Genomic DNA, 15,527 nt, shown 5'->3' on the forward strand with positions numbered 1-15,527 from the left:
CGCTCAAGCGCGGTCGTCGAGAGACGTCGCCGTGTGGATGTCGACGCCGAGGGCGGCGACCTGGGCGGCGAGATCCTCGGGCACCACGAAGTCGTCGGGCGAGTCGGATCCGGATGACCACCAGATACGCGCCTCGCAGTCGGCCGGAAGATCTGCCGCCTTGCCGGTGGCTGCGCGGCAGAACTCCAGCAACCATCGCAGGGCAGCGGTGCCGGTGCGGTCGCCCGGGGCGTCGGGCAGCCGACCGGAGTCGACGCTCCACACGTGGAACTCCTGCGTCTGCCCGGAACGCAGGGCGGAGCCCCGGGGAACGACGCTGGTCGGCGCGACTCCGAGCGTCTGCGTGATCGCCTCGGGCGGCGTCTGGGTGGAGAGTACGACGAGAGATGCGACTGCCGACCGGGTCATGCGCGGCATCCGGAATCGTCGCGCGTCGCGGAGCGACTGTCCTGGAGGTATTTCGGCTCGGCCATGTGGCGTCCTTCCCGTCGTCGGGGCGCTCGGGTGCGCCCGTCACAGAGGAGACGCCGCAATCGGCCGAACATCACGCGAGTTCGGGAGATATATCGCCGAGGGCCGTTGCCCGAGTCAACGGTCGAGCGATCTCGGCGTCCGCCGCTCTAGGCAGTCCCAGGTCTTCGCACCCAGGCGTTTCCTCACCTCCGCGCACCCCAGGTACTCAACCACCTCTGGGTAGGGCGAAAACCATGGATCCGTCCTTCCCAGCCGCTGCTTCGATCACCTTGCCGCGGAGAGTCGAAAAGAACCCGTTCTCGCGTCATGAAACGCGAGTTGCCTCGTCTTGGCGGTAGCACGAGCGCTATCCCACCGTGCCCCATTTGCACATTGGTGTATCGGAAGCGTGCTTCTCTCGTCACGCCGCCGTCAAAGCATCCGCCTCTTTTCTTTGCTCCCGTCGCACTTTCTGTCGCCATCAACCGCTCAGACCGACAGAAAGTGCGACGGGCGCGGAGAGGTATCGGCGCCGGACGCACGCCCCATACCAGTGCAGGACGGGGCACTTCGACAAGCTCGGCGCCCGAGTCGGATGACAGACCTGGGTCTCTGAGCCTGTCGAAGGGTCCCCCACGAGACACACCCCGGGTACGAGAAAACCCCCGCCGCTCTCGCGACGGGGGTTTCACCTGCTGTGCGCCCGAAGGGACTCGAACCCCTAACCTTCTGATCCGTAGTCAGATGCTCTATCCATTGAGCTACGGGCGCCCAGCCCGCTCAGCGGGCCGTGGAATAGCCTACATGAGACTCGACGCGAAAGCGAAACGAGCCGATCAGCCGGCCTCGTCCGCCCCGTTCTCGGCGTCGTCCTGCTTCTTCCGGAGCTTCGCCTTGGCGCGCTGCCGCGAGGACAGCGCCTGCAGATCGACCAGCCGTAGCGCCTGCATCCGCGCTTCGCGCATGCGGGAGTAATCGGGATCCTGATCGGGGCGCATGCCCTCGACCCGCAGTCGACGGTCGAGGTTGTGCCGCACGTCGGACCACGCACCCTCACGCGCCTCTTCGACCATCGCGCGGAGTTGCTCGGGGTCGTCCATCATCTCGCGCAGCTTCGCCGCGACCCCGCTCGACTGCTTCGCCCGCCGCCGCAGATTGCGCACGTCGCGGTCGCGGTAGTCGTGCGTGCCGCGCGGATCGGAGTGCCGGCCGCGGGCGCGCTTCCGCAACGCCGTCACGTTCGACGCCGCCGCCTCGGACTCCTCGGCCATCGCTCGCAACGCCTCGCGCGCGTCGGCGATGTACTTCTCGGTGTCGAAGGCGCCTCCCTCGGCGATCGTGCCGACGAGGATGTGGTTCTTGATCGCGAGGCGCGCCGCAGCGGTCGCGATCGCGACGCCTTCGGCGATGGCATCCGCTGTTCGTCCCACCGGAACCTCCTCCCTTCGAGCGTACCCGTATCGCCCGCGCGCAGCCTCGGCCAGAATGGGCAAGAGCCCGCCCGGCTCACCCTCGAGGAGTATGCATGCGGCCACTGACATTGCCCGGAAGCACGACCGTCATCACCGGCGCGGCCAGCGGCATGGGGGCCGAGGTCGCCCGCCAGCTCGCGGCCACCGGAGCGCACCTCGCCCTCATCGACCACAACGCCGAGGCGTTGCAGGCCCTCTCGACCGAACTCGCGGGCCCGCGCAACCCGAGCGCGCCACCCGTCACCATCCACGTGGTCGACCTGCGCGACGACGACGCGGTGTTCGCGACGGCATCCGACATCACCGCCGCCCACCCGCAGATCACCGCGCTCATCACCTGCGCCGGGTCGTCGATGCTCGGCGACATCGACCAGCTCACGATGGAGGAGATGCGCTGGCTCACCGACGTGAACCTCTGGGGCACCGTGTCGATCACGAAGGCGCTCCTGCCCGCGCTGCGCCGCGCACCCGCCGCCCACATCACGCACCTCGCGAGCGTCTACGCCCTCGCCGCCCCGGCCGGTCGCATCCCCTACGCGCTGAGCAAGTACGCCGTGCGCGGGTTCTCCGAGGCCCTGCGGCACGAGCTGCAGGGCAGCACGGTGTCGGTCGGCGCGGTGTATCCGGCGGGCGTGCGCACGGGCATCATCCTGCACGGTCGGTACGCCGCCGCGATCCCGTCGGCCATCGCCGATCGGGCCGCCGCCGCGCAGGCCGCGATGTACCACACCGAACCCGCCGATGCCGCGGCGCGCATCGTGCGTGCGACCGTCCACCGCCGGGCGCGCACCATGATCGGCCGCGAGGCCCGGCTCATCGACGTGCTCACGCGCCTCTCCCCCACCGGCTACTGGCGCGTCATGCGCGGGCCGCTGCGCGAGGCCATCGACACGACGACGCCGATCGACTGAGCGATCGACTGAGCCAGCGACCGGCCGTCAGCGCACCGCGCCGACCCAGATTCCCGACGCCCACGCCTGCTGGTCGCCGTTGCACCCGACATCGCCCGGGTACCCGCGCACCACGGCCATGCAGTTCGCGAGGAACTCGGGGTCTCCCCCGAACATCGACTGGTAAGAGCCCGAGGCGTTGAGCGCACCCCACACCTGGAACTGGTAGATGTGCGCGAGCTCGTGCGCCATGGCCCACTGCAGGCGGCCGGTGCTCCAGTTCGCGATGTCGGCGCGGTACTTGATGTAGCCGCCGCTGTTCGCGCAGGCCGGCGCCGTGCCGCCCGCGCACGACGACGACTCGTACAGGCCGACGCCCGCCCCGCCCACCTGGTCGAGGGCGGCGCGCACGCGCGCGTACCCGCCGGGTCCGCTCGTGCTCCAGGCCGGCCCGGCCGGACCCGCGGTGACGATCTGCGCCGTCTGCCAGTCGGCGACCTCCTCGCCCACCTTCTCGGTGAGCGCGTGGACCGTGGCGGTGGCCGCGACGACCACCGCGGGATCCGATCGCTCGGCGAGCACGGTCTGCTGCGCGTCCAGAGCGGATGCCCGGTGCGCCGCCGTGTCGACCTTGCCGTCCGCCCCCTCCAACGCCGTGGAGAGCGCGGCGATCTCCTCGACGAAGGCGGGGCGCACCTCGAGCACCGCGTCGCGGTCGGCGGCATCCTCCTCGGCGCGTTCGACGGCCCCTTCGAGATAGGCGGTGCGCGCGGCGGAGGTGTTCGCCTGCTCGGTCACGGCGATCAGTTCGGCGACAGTCTCGGCGCGTTCCGCCTCGAGGGTGGCGGCTCGATCGACCACGGCGCCGCCCACCAGGATCGCCGCAGCGATCGTCACCGCCATCGCGCGTCGGATCACTGCATGAATCCCGTGGTGTCGGTGAGCGCGGCATCCTGCTCAGCGATCTGTGAACGCAGGGCCGTCAGCTGGGCGGCCAGGTCGAGGTTGTCAACACCGATCTCATCGACGCGCTCGGTGGTCTGCTCGACGCGCTCGTGGAGCTGGGCGACCTCGGACGCGCGCTGCTGGTCTGCGAGCACGACGATCGTCGCTCCCCCGATCAACAACAGACCCCCGACGACGACGGCTACGCCTCGCATACCGCTCCCCAGAGAACGCGAACACACCCAACAGGCCCAATATAGCGGTGTGCCGGGGCCGTGCGAGGGCGAAGTGCGGCGGATCCGCGTGCACTAACTCAGGAAGAACGGGCCGGATCCGGGTCCGGAGGGCGAAGATACCGATTTCAGGGGCCGGTCGTCCTGAGTTAGGGCCACGCACAGAGACCGAACCGGCGCACCGCCCCGCCCCTCAGACCTCGACGCCGCGCGCCAACCGCCGCTCGGCCGCGAGCCGCCCGCTCGCGAGGTGCTGCGGGATCAACGTGCGCAGGGCGTCGGAATCGCGGGCCTCGATCGCTTCGAGAATGATGCGGTGCTCTTCGGCCATCGCCACGAGGTCGTCGTGCTGACCGAACAGCCACTGCAGCCGCGTGAGGAAGACGGAGATCAGCTCGTTGAGCATGTCGTTGCCGGCGAGGTGCGCGGCGATCTCGTGGAACTCGCCCGCGGCGATCCGGGCTCCCTCGGCATCGCCCGCGAGGGCCGCCGCCATCTCGCGCTCGTAGGCGAGGCGGATGCGCTCCATGCCGTCCTCGTCGTGGCGCTCGGCGGCGAACACGAAGATCAGGGTCTCGATCGCCTCGCGCACCTCGGCGAAGTCCTGGATGTCCTGGTGCGTGAACTCGCGCACCACGGCCCACGTACGCGGCCGTGCGACGACGACGCCCTCCGACACGAGAACGCGGATGGCCTCGCGCACCGGCAGCCGCGAGACGTGCAGCTCGGCGGCGATGTCACGCTCGACGAGTCGCGATCCCGGGGCGCGCCGACCCAGCACGATGTCATCGCGCAGTATGCGCGTCACTCGCACCGACTCCAATTCGCCGGTAGCCCCCGCCCCCGTCATTCCGGCAGTCTTGCACTCGGAGAGCGAAATCGCCAACTTTGGTATCCCACCGTAATAATATGCAGCCGCATAAAAAGGGGACGGATGCCGCAGCCTCCGCCCCTCTTCATGAAATCGATCTCGGCTCAGGGCAGGCGATTCGCCTTCGCCAGGTTCGCCTCGAGCTCGGCCGCGTTCTGTCGAACGACGTACGCCGGACGGTCGCGCTCGACCCGCCACGACTCGCTGAGCGGGCCGATGTTGACGGTGTCGAAGCCGATCTCGTCGTAGAACTTCGTGAGGAACGCCACGGCCTCGTCGTCGCCCGCGGTCGCGAGTGCGCGGCGGTCGGGAGTCCCGGTCGGGGTGCCGTCGGTCGTGATCTCGCTGGCGTAGATGTGGTTGAACGCCTTGGCGATGCGCGAGGTCGGCAGATGCGCCTGTACGATCTCCGAGGTCGTCGTCTCGCCCTTGTCGAGCGCCTCGATGTGGCCGTCGCGCTCGAAGTAGTAGTTGTTCGTGTCGAGCACGATCTTGCCGGCGAGCGGCTCGACCGGCACCTCACCGATCGCCTTGAGCGGCACCGTCACGACGACGACGTCGCCCTCCGTGCCCGCTTCGACGGCGGTCGCGGCCTTCGCCTTCGGACCCAGCTCGTCGATGAGATCCGTGAGGGTCTCGGGTCCGCGCGAGTTCGCGATCACGACGTCGTAGCCGGTGGCGACGGCCGCGCGAGCGACCTGGGCGCCGATGTTTCCTGCACCGATGATTCCGATAGTGGTCATGCAGGGGCCAACGCCCAACGCCCGCGGGTATTCCGAGAAGTCGCCGGATGACGGCGACAGCTCACAACGGCGACAGCGTCGACTTCTGCAGGGCGTCCTCCGCGGCGACCCACGCGAGCATCGCGCACTTCACGCGCGCCACGTACTTCGACACCCCGCCGAGAGCCGCGGCATCGCCGAGCAGCTCCTCGTCGGGCTCGATCTTGCCGCGCGAGCGCATCGCCTCGCGGAAGGCTGCGATGCGCACTTCGAGGTCGTCGACCGAGAGTCCCTCGGCGAGCTCGGCGAGCAGCGAGGCGGAGGCCTGCGAGATCGCGCAGCCGTGCCCCTCCCAGGCGATCGCCTCGACCGAGCCGTCGGCCGCGCGATGCACCTGCAGGGTGACCTCGTCGCCGCAGGTCGGGTTGACCTGGTGCGACTGCGCCAGGATCTCGCCCCGCAGGCCGAAGCCGTGCGGCGTGCGCGAGTGATCGAGGATGAGCTCCTGGTAGAGGTTCTGCAGGTCGCCGGACGTCATGAGCGTGCTCCGAAGAAGTCGATGGCCGCGGCGACGCCGTCGATCACGGCATCCACCTCGGCGTCGGTCGTGTAGAGGTAGGTGCTCGCCCGGGTCGACGAGGTCACGCCCAGACGGCGATGCAGCGGCTGGGCGCAGTGGTGGCCGACGCGCACGGCGATGCCGCGGTCGTCGAGGAACTGGCCGACGTCGTGCGAATGGATGCCGGTGACGTCGAAGCTCGCGAGACCCACGCGCGGCAGGGCGATGCCCGCGCCGAGCACTCGCACCCCGTCGATCGCACCGAGTCCAGCGAGCAGGCGGGCACCGAGCTGGGCCTCGTGGGCGGCGATCCGTGGCATCCCGACCTCGGTCAGGTAGTCGACCGCGGCGGCCAGCGCGATCGCCTGCGAGACCCGCTGCGTGCCGGCCTCGAAGCGCTGGGGCGGGGCCATGTACTCGGCCTCGGTGGTGGTGACGGTGGTGATCATCGATCCGCCGGTGAGGAACGGTGGCATGATCTCGAGCAGTTCGCGGCGCCCGTAGAGCGCGCCGACACCGGTGGGTCCGAGCATCTTGTGGCCGGAGAGCACGGCGAAGTCCACGTCGAGGGCGCGCACGTCGAGCGGCAGGTGCGGGGCCGACTGGCAGGCATCGAGCATCACGAGCGCGCCGACCTCGCGGGCGCGCGCGATCACCTGCTCGACGGGGTTGATCACGCCGAGCACGTTCGAGACGTGGGTGACGGCGACGAGCTTCGCGCGGTCGGTGATGTGCTCGGCGAGGGTATCGAGGCGCAGCGCCCCGTCGTCGTCGAGCGGGATCACGCGCAGGGTCGCGCCGGTGCGCGCAGCGAGCTCCTGCCACGGGATGAGGTTGGCGTGGTGCTCCATCTCGGTGGTGACGATCTCATCGCCCGCGCGCAGTCGCAGGGGCTCGGCCGCCGCGCCCCCGCGCCCGATCGAGGCGTTCGAGAGCGAGTAGGCGACGAGGTTCAGCGCCTCGGTGGCGTTCGAGGTCCAGACGATCTCGTCGTCGTCGGCCCCGATGAAGCGCGCGACGGTGGCGCGCGCGTCTTCGAAGAGTTCCGTGGCCTCGGCGGCGAGGGTGTGCGCCCCGCGGTGCACGGCGGAGTTGAACGTGGTCGCGAACTCGCGCTCGGCGTCGAGCACCGCGAAGGGCCGCTGCGAGGTCGCCCCCGAGTCGAGATAGGCGAGCGGATGCCCGTTCACCGCGCTCGCGAGGATCGGGAAGTCCTCGCGCAGCCGACGCACCTCGTCATCGCTCAGCGGGGTGGCCGGGGCGGTGAGGGACGACGTGCTCATCCTTCTAGCTTCTCACTCCGCGGCGGCCCCCGGGCCCTCCTGAGGAGCGACGATGACCGCCGACTCGGATGGGATCGTGATCTGCCCGTCGGCGATGCGCGCCTCGCCCGTCGCCAGGAGCACCTCGTCACCGGCGCCTACCGTGAAAGACGCGGGCTCGGGCGAGAGATTCACCAGCACCGAAAGCGCACCGCGGTCGATCCGGTAGACGCGGGCGTCGGGTGCGTTGCCGGCCGAGTCTGCACTCACCTCGACCGTCACGCGGTTGCGCGACGAATCGGGGTCGGTGAGTTCCGGCCGGGCGCGTCGCAGCGCGATCAGATCGCGGTACAGCGCGTGCAGCCCGGCATGCGACGGCTTGTCGAGCTCGGCCCAGTCGAGGTGGGAGCGCTCGAAGGTCGCCGGGTCCTGCGGGTCGGGCACCTGATCGGGGTCCCAGCCCATGCGGGCGAATTCGGCGATGCGGCCCTCGGCGGTCGCGCGACCGAGTTCGGGCTCGGGGTGCGAGGTGAAGAACTGCCAGGGGGTCGAGGCTCCCCACTCCTCCCCCATGAAGAGCATCGGCGTACCCGGAGCGGTGAGCGTGAGCACGGCCGCGACCGCGAGCCGCCCCGGCGACAGGGTCTGCGAAAGCCGGTCGCCCGCTGCCCGGTTGCCGATCTGGTCGTGATCCTGCGCGAAGGTCACCAGTCGCCAGGCGGGCACCGTGTCGGGCATCGGCCGTCCGTGCGGACGCCCGCGGAACGACGAGAACGTGCCGTCGTGGAAGAACCCTCCGCGGGTGACCTTGGCGACGGCATCCGCCGCGGCGAAGTCCTCGTAGTAGCCCGCCGTCTCACCGGTCAGGGCCACGTGCACGGCGTGGTGCCAGTCGTCGGACCACTGGGCCGTGAGCCCGTAGCCGCCCGCCTCGCGCGGGAGGATGAGCGTGGGGTCGTTGAGGTCCGACTCGGCAATCAGAGTGAGCGGCCGCTGCTGATGCGCCGACAGCGCATCGACCCGCTCGGCCAGCTCCTGCAGGATGTGCACGGGCTGCTCGTCGTGCAGCGCGTGCACCGCATCGAGGCGGAGCCCGTCGACGTGGAAGTCGCGCAGCCACATCAGCGCGTTCTCGATGATGTACTCGCGCACCGCCGGCTCATCGAGGTCGATCGAGTCGCCCCATGTGTTGCGCTGACCGTCGCGCAGATACGGACCGAACTCGGGCAGGTAGTTGCCGCTCGGACCGAGGTGGTTGTAGACGACGTCTTGGATGACGGCGAGACCGCGGGCGTGCGCGGCATCCACCAACCGCTGGTAGGCGCGCGGGCCGCCGTACTGCTCGTGCACCGCATACCAGAGCACACCGTCGTAGCCCCAGTTCCAGAGGCCGTTGAAGGCGTTGACCGGCAGCAGCTCGATGTGGGTGACGCCGAGATCCACGAGGTGGTCGAGCCGCTGGATCAGCGCGTCGAGGGTGCCGTCGGGGGTCATCGTGCCGACGTGCAGCTCGTAGATCACGCCGCCCGCGAGGGGGCGGCCGGTCCACGCGGCATCCGTCCAGGCGAAGGTCGACGCGTCGAATGCCGCCGACGGGCCGTGCACGCCGTCGGGCTGACGACGCGAGCGCGGGTCGGGGCGGGCTTCGTCGGCGTCATCGATCACGAAGCCGTAGCGGTCGCCCTCGGCGAGCGCCACGTCGGCGCGCCACCAGCCGTCGGATGCCGAGGCCAGCTCGGTGTCGTGAGGGGATGCCGCGGCATCCGTCCAGCGGCGCAGCCGCAGTCGCTGCGCCCGCGGCGCCCAGACCTCGATCATCGCGCCTCCATCAGCAGGGCGACGGGATAGGTGTCGAGCAGCTCGGCCAGGCGCACGGGGCCCGGGTCGATGCGGCGGCCGGTGAGCACATCGGTGGCCGCACTGTCGGGGCGCATCAGGAGCGTGTCGCCCCAGCCGCCACGGGCCGCGAGCCCTACGGGCAAGCGGGTCGCGACGACGGTGACACGGCCGCGGTCGACCGCGACGGCGTGGGCGGATGCGTCGCCCACGACCTCGGCCGGACGGTAGCGGGTGAACAGCTCGGAGTGGTCGCGGCGCAACCGGAGGGCGCGCGAGGTGACCAGCATCTTGGCGAGACCCGTGCCGTCGACCGCCGGGAGGAGCCCGTGCGCCACGTCGGTGTCGAGCGCGCCGAGCAGCTGCGCGTGCGCGGCGAAGTCGACCGGGCGTCGGTTGTCGGGGTCGACGAGCGACAGATCCCACAGTTCGCTGCCCTGATAGACGTCGGGCACGCCGGGGCCGGTGAGCTGGAGCAGCTTGGCCGACAGCGAGTTCGACCGACCGAAGCCGGTGATCTCGGCGACGAACCCCTCGAGCGTCTCGCGGGCGGCTCCGTTCGCGGCATCCGCGATGGCGATCACGCCCCGCTCGAACTCCTCGTCGGGGTGCTGCCAGGTCGTCGATTCGGCCGCCTCGCGCGCAGCCTTGAGGCCGTAGTCGCGCAGGCGTTCGGAGGTGATCGGCCACGCACCGACCGCCGCCTGCCACAGCAGGGAGTCCAGGGGGCCGTGACCGGTCGAGGCGATCGCGCGCAGATCGGCGAGCGCATCGGCCCAGCGCTGCGGCATCTCGGCGAGGACCGAAAGCCGCGCCCGCACGTCCTCCGAGCGCTTGGTGTCGTGCGTCGAGAGCGTCGTCATCGAGTGCGGCCAGGCCGCGAGGCGGTCCTGCTGAGCCGCGTGGAACTCGGCCGGAGTCAGCGTCGCGATCGACGGGTCGCCGCCGACCTCGGTCAGGGTACCGAGTCGTGTGTAGCGGTAGAACGCCGTGTCCTCCACGCCCTTGGCCATCACCGCGCCACTCAGCTGCGGGAAGCGGTCGGCGATCTCGAGCGCCGCGTCGGCGAGGAGCGGGGCGAGTTCGGCGATCGACCCCGCGAGATCCGGTCGGCGCCGGGAGGCTTCGGCGAGCGCCCCGTCCAGGTGCTCGCGGCCCGCGGGCAGATACGGGCGGTAGAGCGGGAAGCACGCCACAATCTCGGTGAGCGCGTCGTCCGCATCGACGATGCCGAACGGCAGAATGCGCACGAGGCGCCGCACCTCGGACTGCAGGATCGACTCGGCGATCATCCGCTTCGTCGTGTGCGTCAGGTCGTGCCAGGACTCCGCCTCGGACAGGCCGGTGTCGGCACGCAGACGGGAGTCGAGCGCGTCGAGCGCCGCGACGCCGGCCGGGTCGATGAGCACCCGGTCGATCTCACCCAGGGCGTCGTACCCCGTGGTGCCGTCGGTGCGCCACCAGTCGGGCAGCGCCTCGCCCGGCTCGAGGATCTTCTCGACGAGCACGTACACCCCACCCGTGGCATCCGCCAGGTTCTCGAGGTACCCGCCAGGATCCGACAGACCGTCGGGGTGGTCGACCCGGAGACCGTCCGCGAGGCCCTCGGTGATCCACCGGACGATCTCTCGGTGCGACGACGCGAAGACGTCGGGGAGCTCGACACGGATGCCGGCGAGCTCGGGCACCGCGAAGAATCGCCGGTAGTTGAGCTCGGTGTTCTGGTCTTCCCAGAACCGCAGCTCGTAGTGCTGCGCCGCGAGGAGGGCCGGCAGATCGTCGGCGAGCGCGGCCGTGCCGGGGGCCAGCGGGAGAACGTGCTCGAAGTAGGAGAGGGTGCCGTCCGGAGCATCCGTCTGCGAAGTCGTATCGACCACGAGGTCGCCCGAAGCCACCACGTCGGCGGGAGCCGCACCGAGGATCGGCAGGCGCACCCGGTCGTCGCCCCGTCGCCAGTCGATGTCGAACGCGACCGCGTGCGACGACGACCGCCCAAGGCGCAGCACGTCCCACCACCACGGGTTCGCGCGCGGAACGCCGACTCCCATGTGGTTCGGGACCGTGTCGATAAGGATGCCGAGGCCCGCGTCGTGCGCCGCGGCCGCGAAGCGCTCGAGTCCCTCCGCTCCCCCGCGGCTCGGATCGACCTTCGAGTGATCGACGACGTCGTAGCCGTGGTCGGATCCCGGAGTCGCGGCGAGCAACGGCGAGAGATATGCCCAGTCCGCACCGAGCGCGGCGAGGTACGGCGCGACGCGCGCCGCCTCGTCGAGCGTGAGGCGCGAGGTGATCTGCAGGCGGTACGTCGAGAGGGGGCGACGGGTCACGGGTTCTCCTCGTCCGGTGCCTCGGTCGGAGCGTCATCGGCCTCGGCGGCGGATGCGGCCGCAGCCGCCTCGACCGCAGCCGCTTCCACCGCCTCGACGTGCTCGGTCTGCGCGCGCAGCGATGCCTCGACGGAGTCGTCGGTGTCGATCTCCGCCTCGGGGCGCTCGCGCAGCACGAGCAGCGACTGCGCCTCGAGGATGAGGTCGTCGCGCGGACGCAGGGTCGCGCCCTCGATCGACTGACCCGCCGTGTCGACGACGATCTCCCAGCCCTTCGCGAGCCGGGCCGGCGGCAGAACGGCGTCGACCGCGGCATCCCCGCTGTTGAAGTAGACGAGGAAGTTCACGTCGGTGACGGGGCGCCCGCGCACGTCCTTCTCGCGGATGCCGTAGCCGTTGAGGAACATTCCGACCGAGAGTCCGAATCCGGAGTCCCAGTCCTCGGGCTTCATCGGGCGTCCGTCCGGCCGCAGCCAGACGACGTCGGGCACGCGCTCGCCGTCTTCGTCGCGCACGGGACGCCCGTCGAAGAAGCGGCTGCGTCGGAACGTCGGATGCTCGTGCCGCAGTCGGGCGACGGATGCGGTGAACTCGATCAGAGGCCGGTCGGCGGCATCCCAATCGACCCAGGTGATCTCGTTGTCCTGCGCGTAGCCGTTGTTGTTGCCGCCCTGCGTGCGGCCCAACTCGTCGCCGTGCGCGATCATCGGCACACCCTGCGAGAGCAGCAGCGTCGCCAGGAAGTTGCGCTGCTGGCGCGCCCGGCGGCGGTTGACATCGGCGTCGTCGGTCGGCCCCTCCACCCCGTTGTTGTCGGAGCGGTTGTGGGATTCGCCGTCGTTGTTGTCTTCGCCGTTGGCCTCGTTGTGCTTCTCGTCGTACGACACGAGGTCGCGCAGGGTGAAGCCGTCGTGCGCGGTGACGAAGTTGATCGAGGCCACGGGGCGACGGCCGGAGTGCTCGTAGAGGTCGGCCGAGCCGGTCAGGCGCGACGCGAACTCACCGAGCGCCTGCGGCTCTCCGCGCCAGAAGTCGCGGACCGTGTCGCGGTACTTGCCGTTCCACTCGGTCCACTGGGGCGGGAAGTTGCCCACCTGGTAGCCGCCGGGGCCGACATCCCACGGCTCGGCGATCAACTTCACCTGCGAGACGATCGGGTCCTGCTGCACGAGCTCGAAGAACGCCGCGAGCCGGTCGACGTCGTAGAACTCGCGAGCAAGGGTCGAGGCGAGATCGAAGCGGAACCCGTCGACGTGCATCTCGGTCACCCAGTAGCGCAGCGAGTCCATGATCAGCTGCAGCGCGTGCGGACTGCCGGCGTTGAGGCTGTTGCCCGTGCCGGTGTAGTCGGTGTAGTACCGCTTGTCCTCCTCCAACCGGTAGTACGCCCGGTTGTCGATCCCGCGCATCGAGAGCATCGGTCCCAGATGATTGCCCTCGGCGGTGTGGTTGTAGACGACGTCGAGGATGACCTCGATGCCCGCGGCGTGGAGGGCGCGGACCATCGCCTTGAACTCCTGCACCTGCTGACCCTGCTGGCCGTTCGAGGCGTAGTCGTTGTGCGGCGCGAAGAATGCGAGCGTGTTGTAACCCCAGTAGTTGGTGAGGCCCTTGTCCTGGAGCACCGAGTCGTGCACGAACTGGTGCACAGGCATGAGCTCGATCGCCGTCACCCCGAGGCGCACGAGGTGGTCGATGATGGCGGGATGCGCGATGCCTGCGTAGGTTCCGCGCAGGTCGTCGGGCACGTCGGGATGCTGAACGGTGAGGCCCTTCACGTGCGCCTCGTAGATCACGGTCTGCGCGTAGGGCGTCTTGAGCAGCCGGTCGCCTGCCCAGTCGAAGAACGGGTTGATGACCACGCCCTTCGCCATCGACGCGGCGGAGTCCTCGTCGTTGCGCGAGTCGGGGTCGCCGAAGTCGTAGCCGAAGAGCGACTGCCCCCAGTCGATTTCACCCGCGACGGCCTTGGCGTAGGGATCGAGCAGCAGCTTGTTCGGGTTGAACCGCTGACCCTCGGTGGGGTCGTAGGGGCCGTGCACGCGATAGCCGTAGAGCTGCCCCGGCTGCACCGCCGGCAGGTAACCGTGCCAGACGAACGCGTCGACCTCGGTCAGCTCGACACGCTGCTCGGTGCCGTCGGCGTCGAACAGGCACAGCTCGACCTTCTCGGCGCATTCGCTGAAGAGGGCGAAGTTGGTTCCCTGTCCGTCATAGGTGGCCCCCAGGGGGTAGGGCGTTCCCGGCCAGATCTCGAGGCTCATGCCGTGATCTTAGGCGCACGCGATGACGCGGCTGTTTCGGTGACGATCTCCACGGCGCGGTGGAAGTCGTGGACCTGGGCGATCTCGCTCGCCTGGGCGTAGGGGTGGCCGACGTAGCAGACGAAGACGGGCGACACGACCTCGACGAAGCCGACCGGGCCGTCGTGCAGCACGACGTAGCGGTCGGGGTCGACGCGCTCGTAGGTGGGCCCCGTCGATTCTTCGGGGGCGATGGGAGTGCCGACGGCGGAGTTCTGGACGGCGCTCGGCTCGTCGCCTCCGCACGCGGAGCCGGGGGATGTGCGGGTCTGTGCAGTCATGCGGGCTCCTGTGATTCTGTTTGTGCTGCCGACGATAGGCGCGCACGGAGAATCGGAGAATGCCATTGCCATTTCGGCATATCTGTGGCTAGCATCGGCGGTCGCTCGTGGCGGCCCGTCGTGTCGCAGATCGCCCCACTGCCCGGTCAGAGCGAGTGGGAACGACCGCGCTCCGCGTGGAGAAGAGGAGACCATGCCCGACAGACTGTCGCCCGCCGACGGCCTGAACGATGCGCTCGGGTTCGGCTCGTCTCGGTTCCGCTCTGTGGGGCGATGGCGGCGGCGCGTGGCGGACGGATGCTCGGTGGGCGCCGTCACCGGAAGATGAGGAAGCCGAGTGCGGCGAAAGCGAGCGAAAGCGCCAGTGCCATGCGGCCGAGTCCTGCGGCGCGAGCGTCGCGGCGGGCCGCGAGCAGGATCACCAGCATCGCCAGGATTCCCTCGATCCACCAGGTCTTGATGAGAACCGTGAGCACGAAGAGCGCGACGAAACCGGTTACCGGGAGGATCAGCATCAGGACGACGCTTGCCAGCGCGATGAGTGGGGTGAACCAGACGATCCTCGCCAAGAGAAGCGGGCCGTCTTCGACCCACGCGGCGGCGAGATGCGACCGCGGCGGCGGTGCAGCACAGATGAACGGCTCGCTCGTCGGGTGGCGTTCGCGCATCATGGAGTTGCAGTCTGAGTCGGAGTGGCGAAGCCAAACTTCGGCTCAGCCGACGGATGCTCCGGCTGCGACCAGTCCCGCCCGTTCAGCCCGTCCGGGCACATGAGGTCGACGAGCTCTTCCTCGCTTCCCGGCTCGCAGGTACTCGTGACGTCGATGTCGATCCAGTCCCGTGACTTTCCAGTCGCAACGGTGATGACGACTAGTTCGATGTGCGCAGAAGGCTTGCGCGCTTCCAGAACGAGGTCTTGCACGTCGCAGGAGAATGTACGCACTCCGATTCCGGACCATCCGTGCTCACCGAACCACTCAGAAAGGGCATCGATCGTCTGGTCGGGTGAACCGTCGGGCAAGCGCCAGCCATCGTTCTGGGGCGTCGAGCGGCCGAACGCGAATCGGTAGTCGTCGCTGCCGCACTTGCTCGGAATGTCGCCGTATTTCTGCACATCCCATTCACCGTCCAGGATCCTCAGTTGCAGTAACGAGATCTCTTGTTTGACTGAGGAGTTGACACTTCGCGCTTGGTCGTACAGAGCTATACCCGATGGCGCACATCCCGCCATGGACAGCACCGCCAGCAACAGCCCAACCAAAGCGATGATCGCCCGGCCCCGGAGGCCGCGCCGACTTGGCACCTCCGTCCGCTTGGCGGACACGAGAAGAATCCGATCTCTCATGCGCATCGGAACAGTGTGTCCGCGATCC

14 protein-coding genes, 1 tRNA gene and 1 pseudogene are annotated in these 15,527 nt (G+C 69.5%); 1 reads left to right on the top strand and 15 read right to left on the bottom strand.

Translation table 11 applies throughout. The annotated features are described in order from the left end of the window. Positions 1-3 precede the first annotated feature (3 nt). From ACIQTT_RS07370 to ACIQTT_RS07380, 3 genes are all read right to left on the bottom strand, one after another. The gene (locus ACIQTT_RS07370; RefSeq protein ID WP_402788109.1) at positions 4-408 is read right to left on the bottom strand and encodes a DUF4279 domain-containing protein; all 405 of its coding nucleotides are present in this window, start codon (positions 406-408) and stop codon (positions 4-6) included. A 743-nt stretch (positions 409-1,151) separates the two neighbouring features. Beyond that, positions 1,152-1,224, bottom strand: a tRNA-Arg gene (locus ACIQTT_RS07375). Between the two features lie 65 nt (positions 1,225-1,289). After that, positions 1,290-1,883 (bottom strand): asparagine synthase, encoded by a 594-nt coding sequence (locus ACIQTT_RS07380; RefSeq protein WP_402788112.1) that lies wholly within the window; start codon positions 1,881-1,883, stop codon positions 1,290-1,292. Positions 1,884-1,978: 95 nt separating this feature from the next. On the opposite strand from ACIQTT_RS07380, the gene ACIQTT_RS07385 reads away from it, so the two are divergent. Continuing rightward, positions 1,979-2,836 carry an SDR family NAD(P)-dependent oxidoreductase gene (locus tag ACIQTT_RS07385; RefSeq protein WP_402788115.1) on the top strand — a complete coding sequence of 286 codons (858 nt, stop codon included), beginning with the start codon at positions 1,979-1,981 and terminating at the stop codon, positions 2,834-2,836. 27 nt (positions 2,837-2,863) lie between these two features. Here ACIQTT_RS07385 and ACIQTT_RS07390 read toward each other — a convergent pair whose 3' ends face one another. From ACIQTT_RS07390 to ACIQTT_RS07445, 12 genes and pseudogenes are all read right to left on the bottom strand, one after another. After that, the gene (locus ACIQTT_RS07390; protein WP_402788118.1) at positions 2,864-3,733 is read right to left on the bottom strand and encodes a hypothetical protein; all 870 of its coding nucleotides are present in this window, start codon (positions 3,731-3,733) and stop codon (positions 2,864-2,866) included. Then, the gene (locus tag ACIQTT_RS07395; protein WP_402788121.1) at positions 3,730-3,975 is read right to left on the bottom strand and encodes a hypothetical protein; all 246 of its coding nucleotides are present in this window, start codon (positions 3,973-3,975) and stop codon (positions 3,730-3,732) included. The genes ACIQTT_RS07390 and ACIQTT_RS07395 overlap by 4 nt, the downstream gene beginning before the upstream one ends. 211 nt (positions 3,976-4,186) lie before the next feature. Beyond that, positions 4,187-4,801 (bottom strand): GntR family transcriptional regulator, encoded by a 615-nt coding sequence (locus ACIQTT_RS07400; RefSeq protein ID WP_402788124.1) that lies wholly within the window; start codon positions 4,799-4,801, stop codon positions 4,187-4,189. Between the two features lie 167 nt (positions 4,802-4,968). Further along, positions 4,969-5,685 (bottom strand): annotated as a pseudogene (locus ACIQTT_RS07405) (NADPH-dependent F420 reductase); the annotation flags it as partial. After that, positions 5,669-6,124, bottom strand: a complete 456-nt coding sequence (gene sufU / locus ACIQTT_RS07410) for a Fe-S cluster assembly sulfur transfer protein SufU (RefSeq protein WP_402788127.1) — start codon at positions 6,122-6,124, stop codon at positions 5,669-5,671. The pseudogene ACIQTT_RS07405 and the gene sufU, both read right to left, overlap by 17 nt. After that, a complete protein-coding gene (locus tag ACIQTT_RS07415) occupies positions 6,121-7,428 on the bottom strand; it encodes a cysteine desulfurase (protein ID WP_402788130.1) in 1,308 nt (435 codons plus the stop codon). The genes sufU and ACIQTT_RS07415 overlap by 4 nt, the downstream gene beginning before the upstream one ends. A 12-nt stretch (positions 7,429-7,440) precedes the next feature. Then, positions 7,441-9,225: a malto-oligosyltrehalose trehalohydrolase gene (treZ, locus tag ACIQTT_RS07420; RefSeq protein WP_402788133.1), complete on the bottom strand. Its 1,785-nt coding sequence runs from the start codon at positions 9,223-9,225 to the stop codon at positions 7,441-7,443. Then, positions 9,222-11,570, bottom strand: coding sequence for a malto-oligosyltrehalose synthase (gene treY, locus ACIQTT_RS07425; RefSeq protein WP_402788136.1), 2,349 nt, complete (start codon positions 11,568-11,570; stop codon positions 9,222-9,224). Before treY ends, treZ begins: the two co-directional genes overlap by 4 nt. Then, positions 11,567-13,834 (bottom strand): glycogen debranching protein GlgX, encoded by a 2,268-nt coding sequence (gene glgX, locus ACIQTT_RS07430; RefSeq protein ID WP_402788139.1) that lies wholly within the window; start codon positions 13,832-13,834, stop codon positions 11,567-11,569. The genes treY and glgX overlap by 4 nt, the downstream gene beginning before the upstream one ends. Further along, positions 13,831-14,154 (bottom strand): hypothetical protein, encoded by a 324-nt coding sequence (locus ACIQTT_RS07435; RefSeq protein WP_402788142.1) that lies wholly within the window; start codon positions 14,152-14,154, stop codon positions 13,831-13,833. Before ACIQTT_RS07435 ends, glgX begins: the two co-directional genes overlap by 4 nt. A gap of 314 nt (positions 14,155-14,468) precedes the next feature. Continuing rightward, positions 14,469-14,825 (bottom strand): hypothetical protein, encoded by a 357-nt coding sequence (locus tag ACIQTT_RS07440; protein ID WP_402788145.1) that lies wholly within the window; start codon positions 14,823-14,825, stop codon positions 14,469-14,471. After that, on the bottom strand, positions 14,822-15,505 hold the full coding sequence (locus ACIQTT_RS07445; RefSeq protein ID WP_402788148.1) for a hypothetical protein: 684 nt from the start codon (positions 15,503-15,505) through the stop codon (positions 14,822-14,824). The genes ACIQTT_RS07440 and ACIQTT_RS07445 overlap by 4 nt, the downstream gene beginning before the upstream one ends. Between the last annotated feature and the right edge of the window lie 22 nt (positions 15,506-15,527).

The organism is Microbacterium sp. NPDC090225 (assembly GCF_044772365.1).
Classification (GTDB): Bacteria; Actinomycetota; Actinomycetes; order Actinomycetales; family Microbacteriaceae; genus Microbacterium.

Excerpts from the sequence above, each read along its gene's own strand:
- ACIQTT_RS07415 (WP_402788130.1), bottom strand. The coding sequence starts at position 7,428 with ATGAGCACGTCGTCCCTCACCGCCCCGGCCACCCCGCTGAGCGATGAC.
- glgX (WP_402788139.1), bottom strand. The coding sequence starts at position 13,834 with ATGAGCCTCGAGATCTGGCCGGGAACGCCCTACCCCCTGGGGGCCACC.
- ACIQTT_RS07435 (WP_402788142.1), bottom strand. The coding sequence starts at position 14,154 with ATGACTGCACAGACCCGCACATCCCCCGGCTCCGCGTGCGGAGGCGAC.
- treZ (WP_402788133.1), bottom strand. The coding sequence starts at position 9,225 with ATGATCGAGGTCTGGGCGCCGCGGGCGCAGCGACTGCGGCTGCGCCGC.
- ACIQTT_RS07395 (WP_402788121.1), bottom strand. The coding sequence starts at position 3,975 with ATGCGAGGCGTAGCCGTCGTCGTCGGGGGTCTGTTGTTGATCGGGGGA.
- ACIQTT_RS07385 (WP_402788115.1), top strand. The coding sequence starts at position 1,979 with ATGCGGCCACTGACATTGCCCGGAAGCACGACCGTCATCACCGGCGCG.
- sufU (WP_402788127.1), bottom strand. The coding sequence starts at position 6,124 with ATGACGTCCGGCGACCTGCAGAACCTCTACCAGGAGCTCATCCTCGAT.
- ACIQTT_RS07370 (WP_402788109.1), bottom strand. The coding sequence starts at position 408 with ATGACCCGGTCGGCAGTCGCATCTCTCGTCGTACTCTCCACCCAGACG.
- ACIQTT_RS07440 (WP_402788145.1), bottom strand. The coding sequence starts at position 14,825 with ATGATGCGCGAACGCCACCCGACGAGCGAGCCGTTCATCTGTGCTGCA.
- ACIQTT_RS07445 (WP_402788148.1), bottom strand. The coding sequence starts at position 15,505 with ATGCGCATGAGAGATCGGATTCTTCTCGTGTCCGCCAAGCGGACGGAG.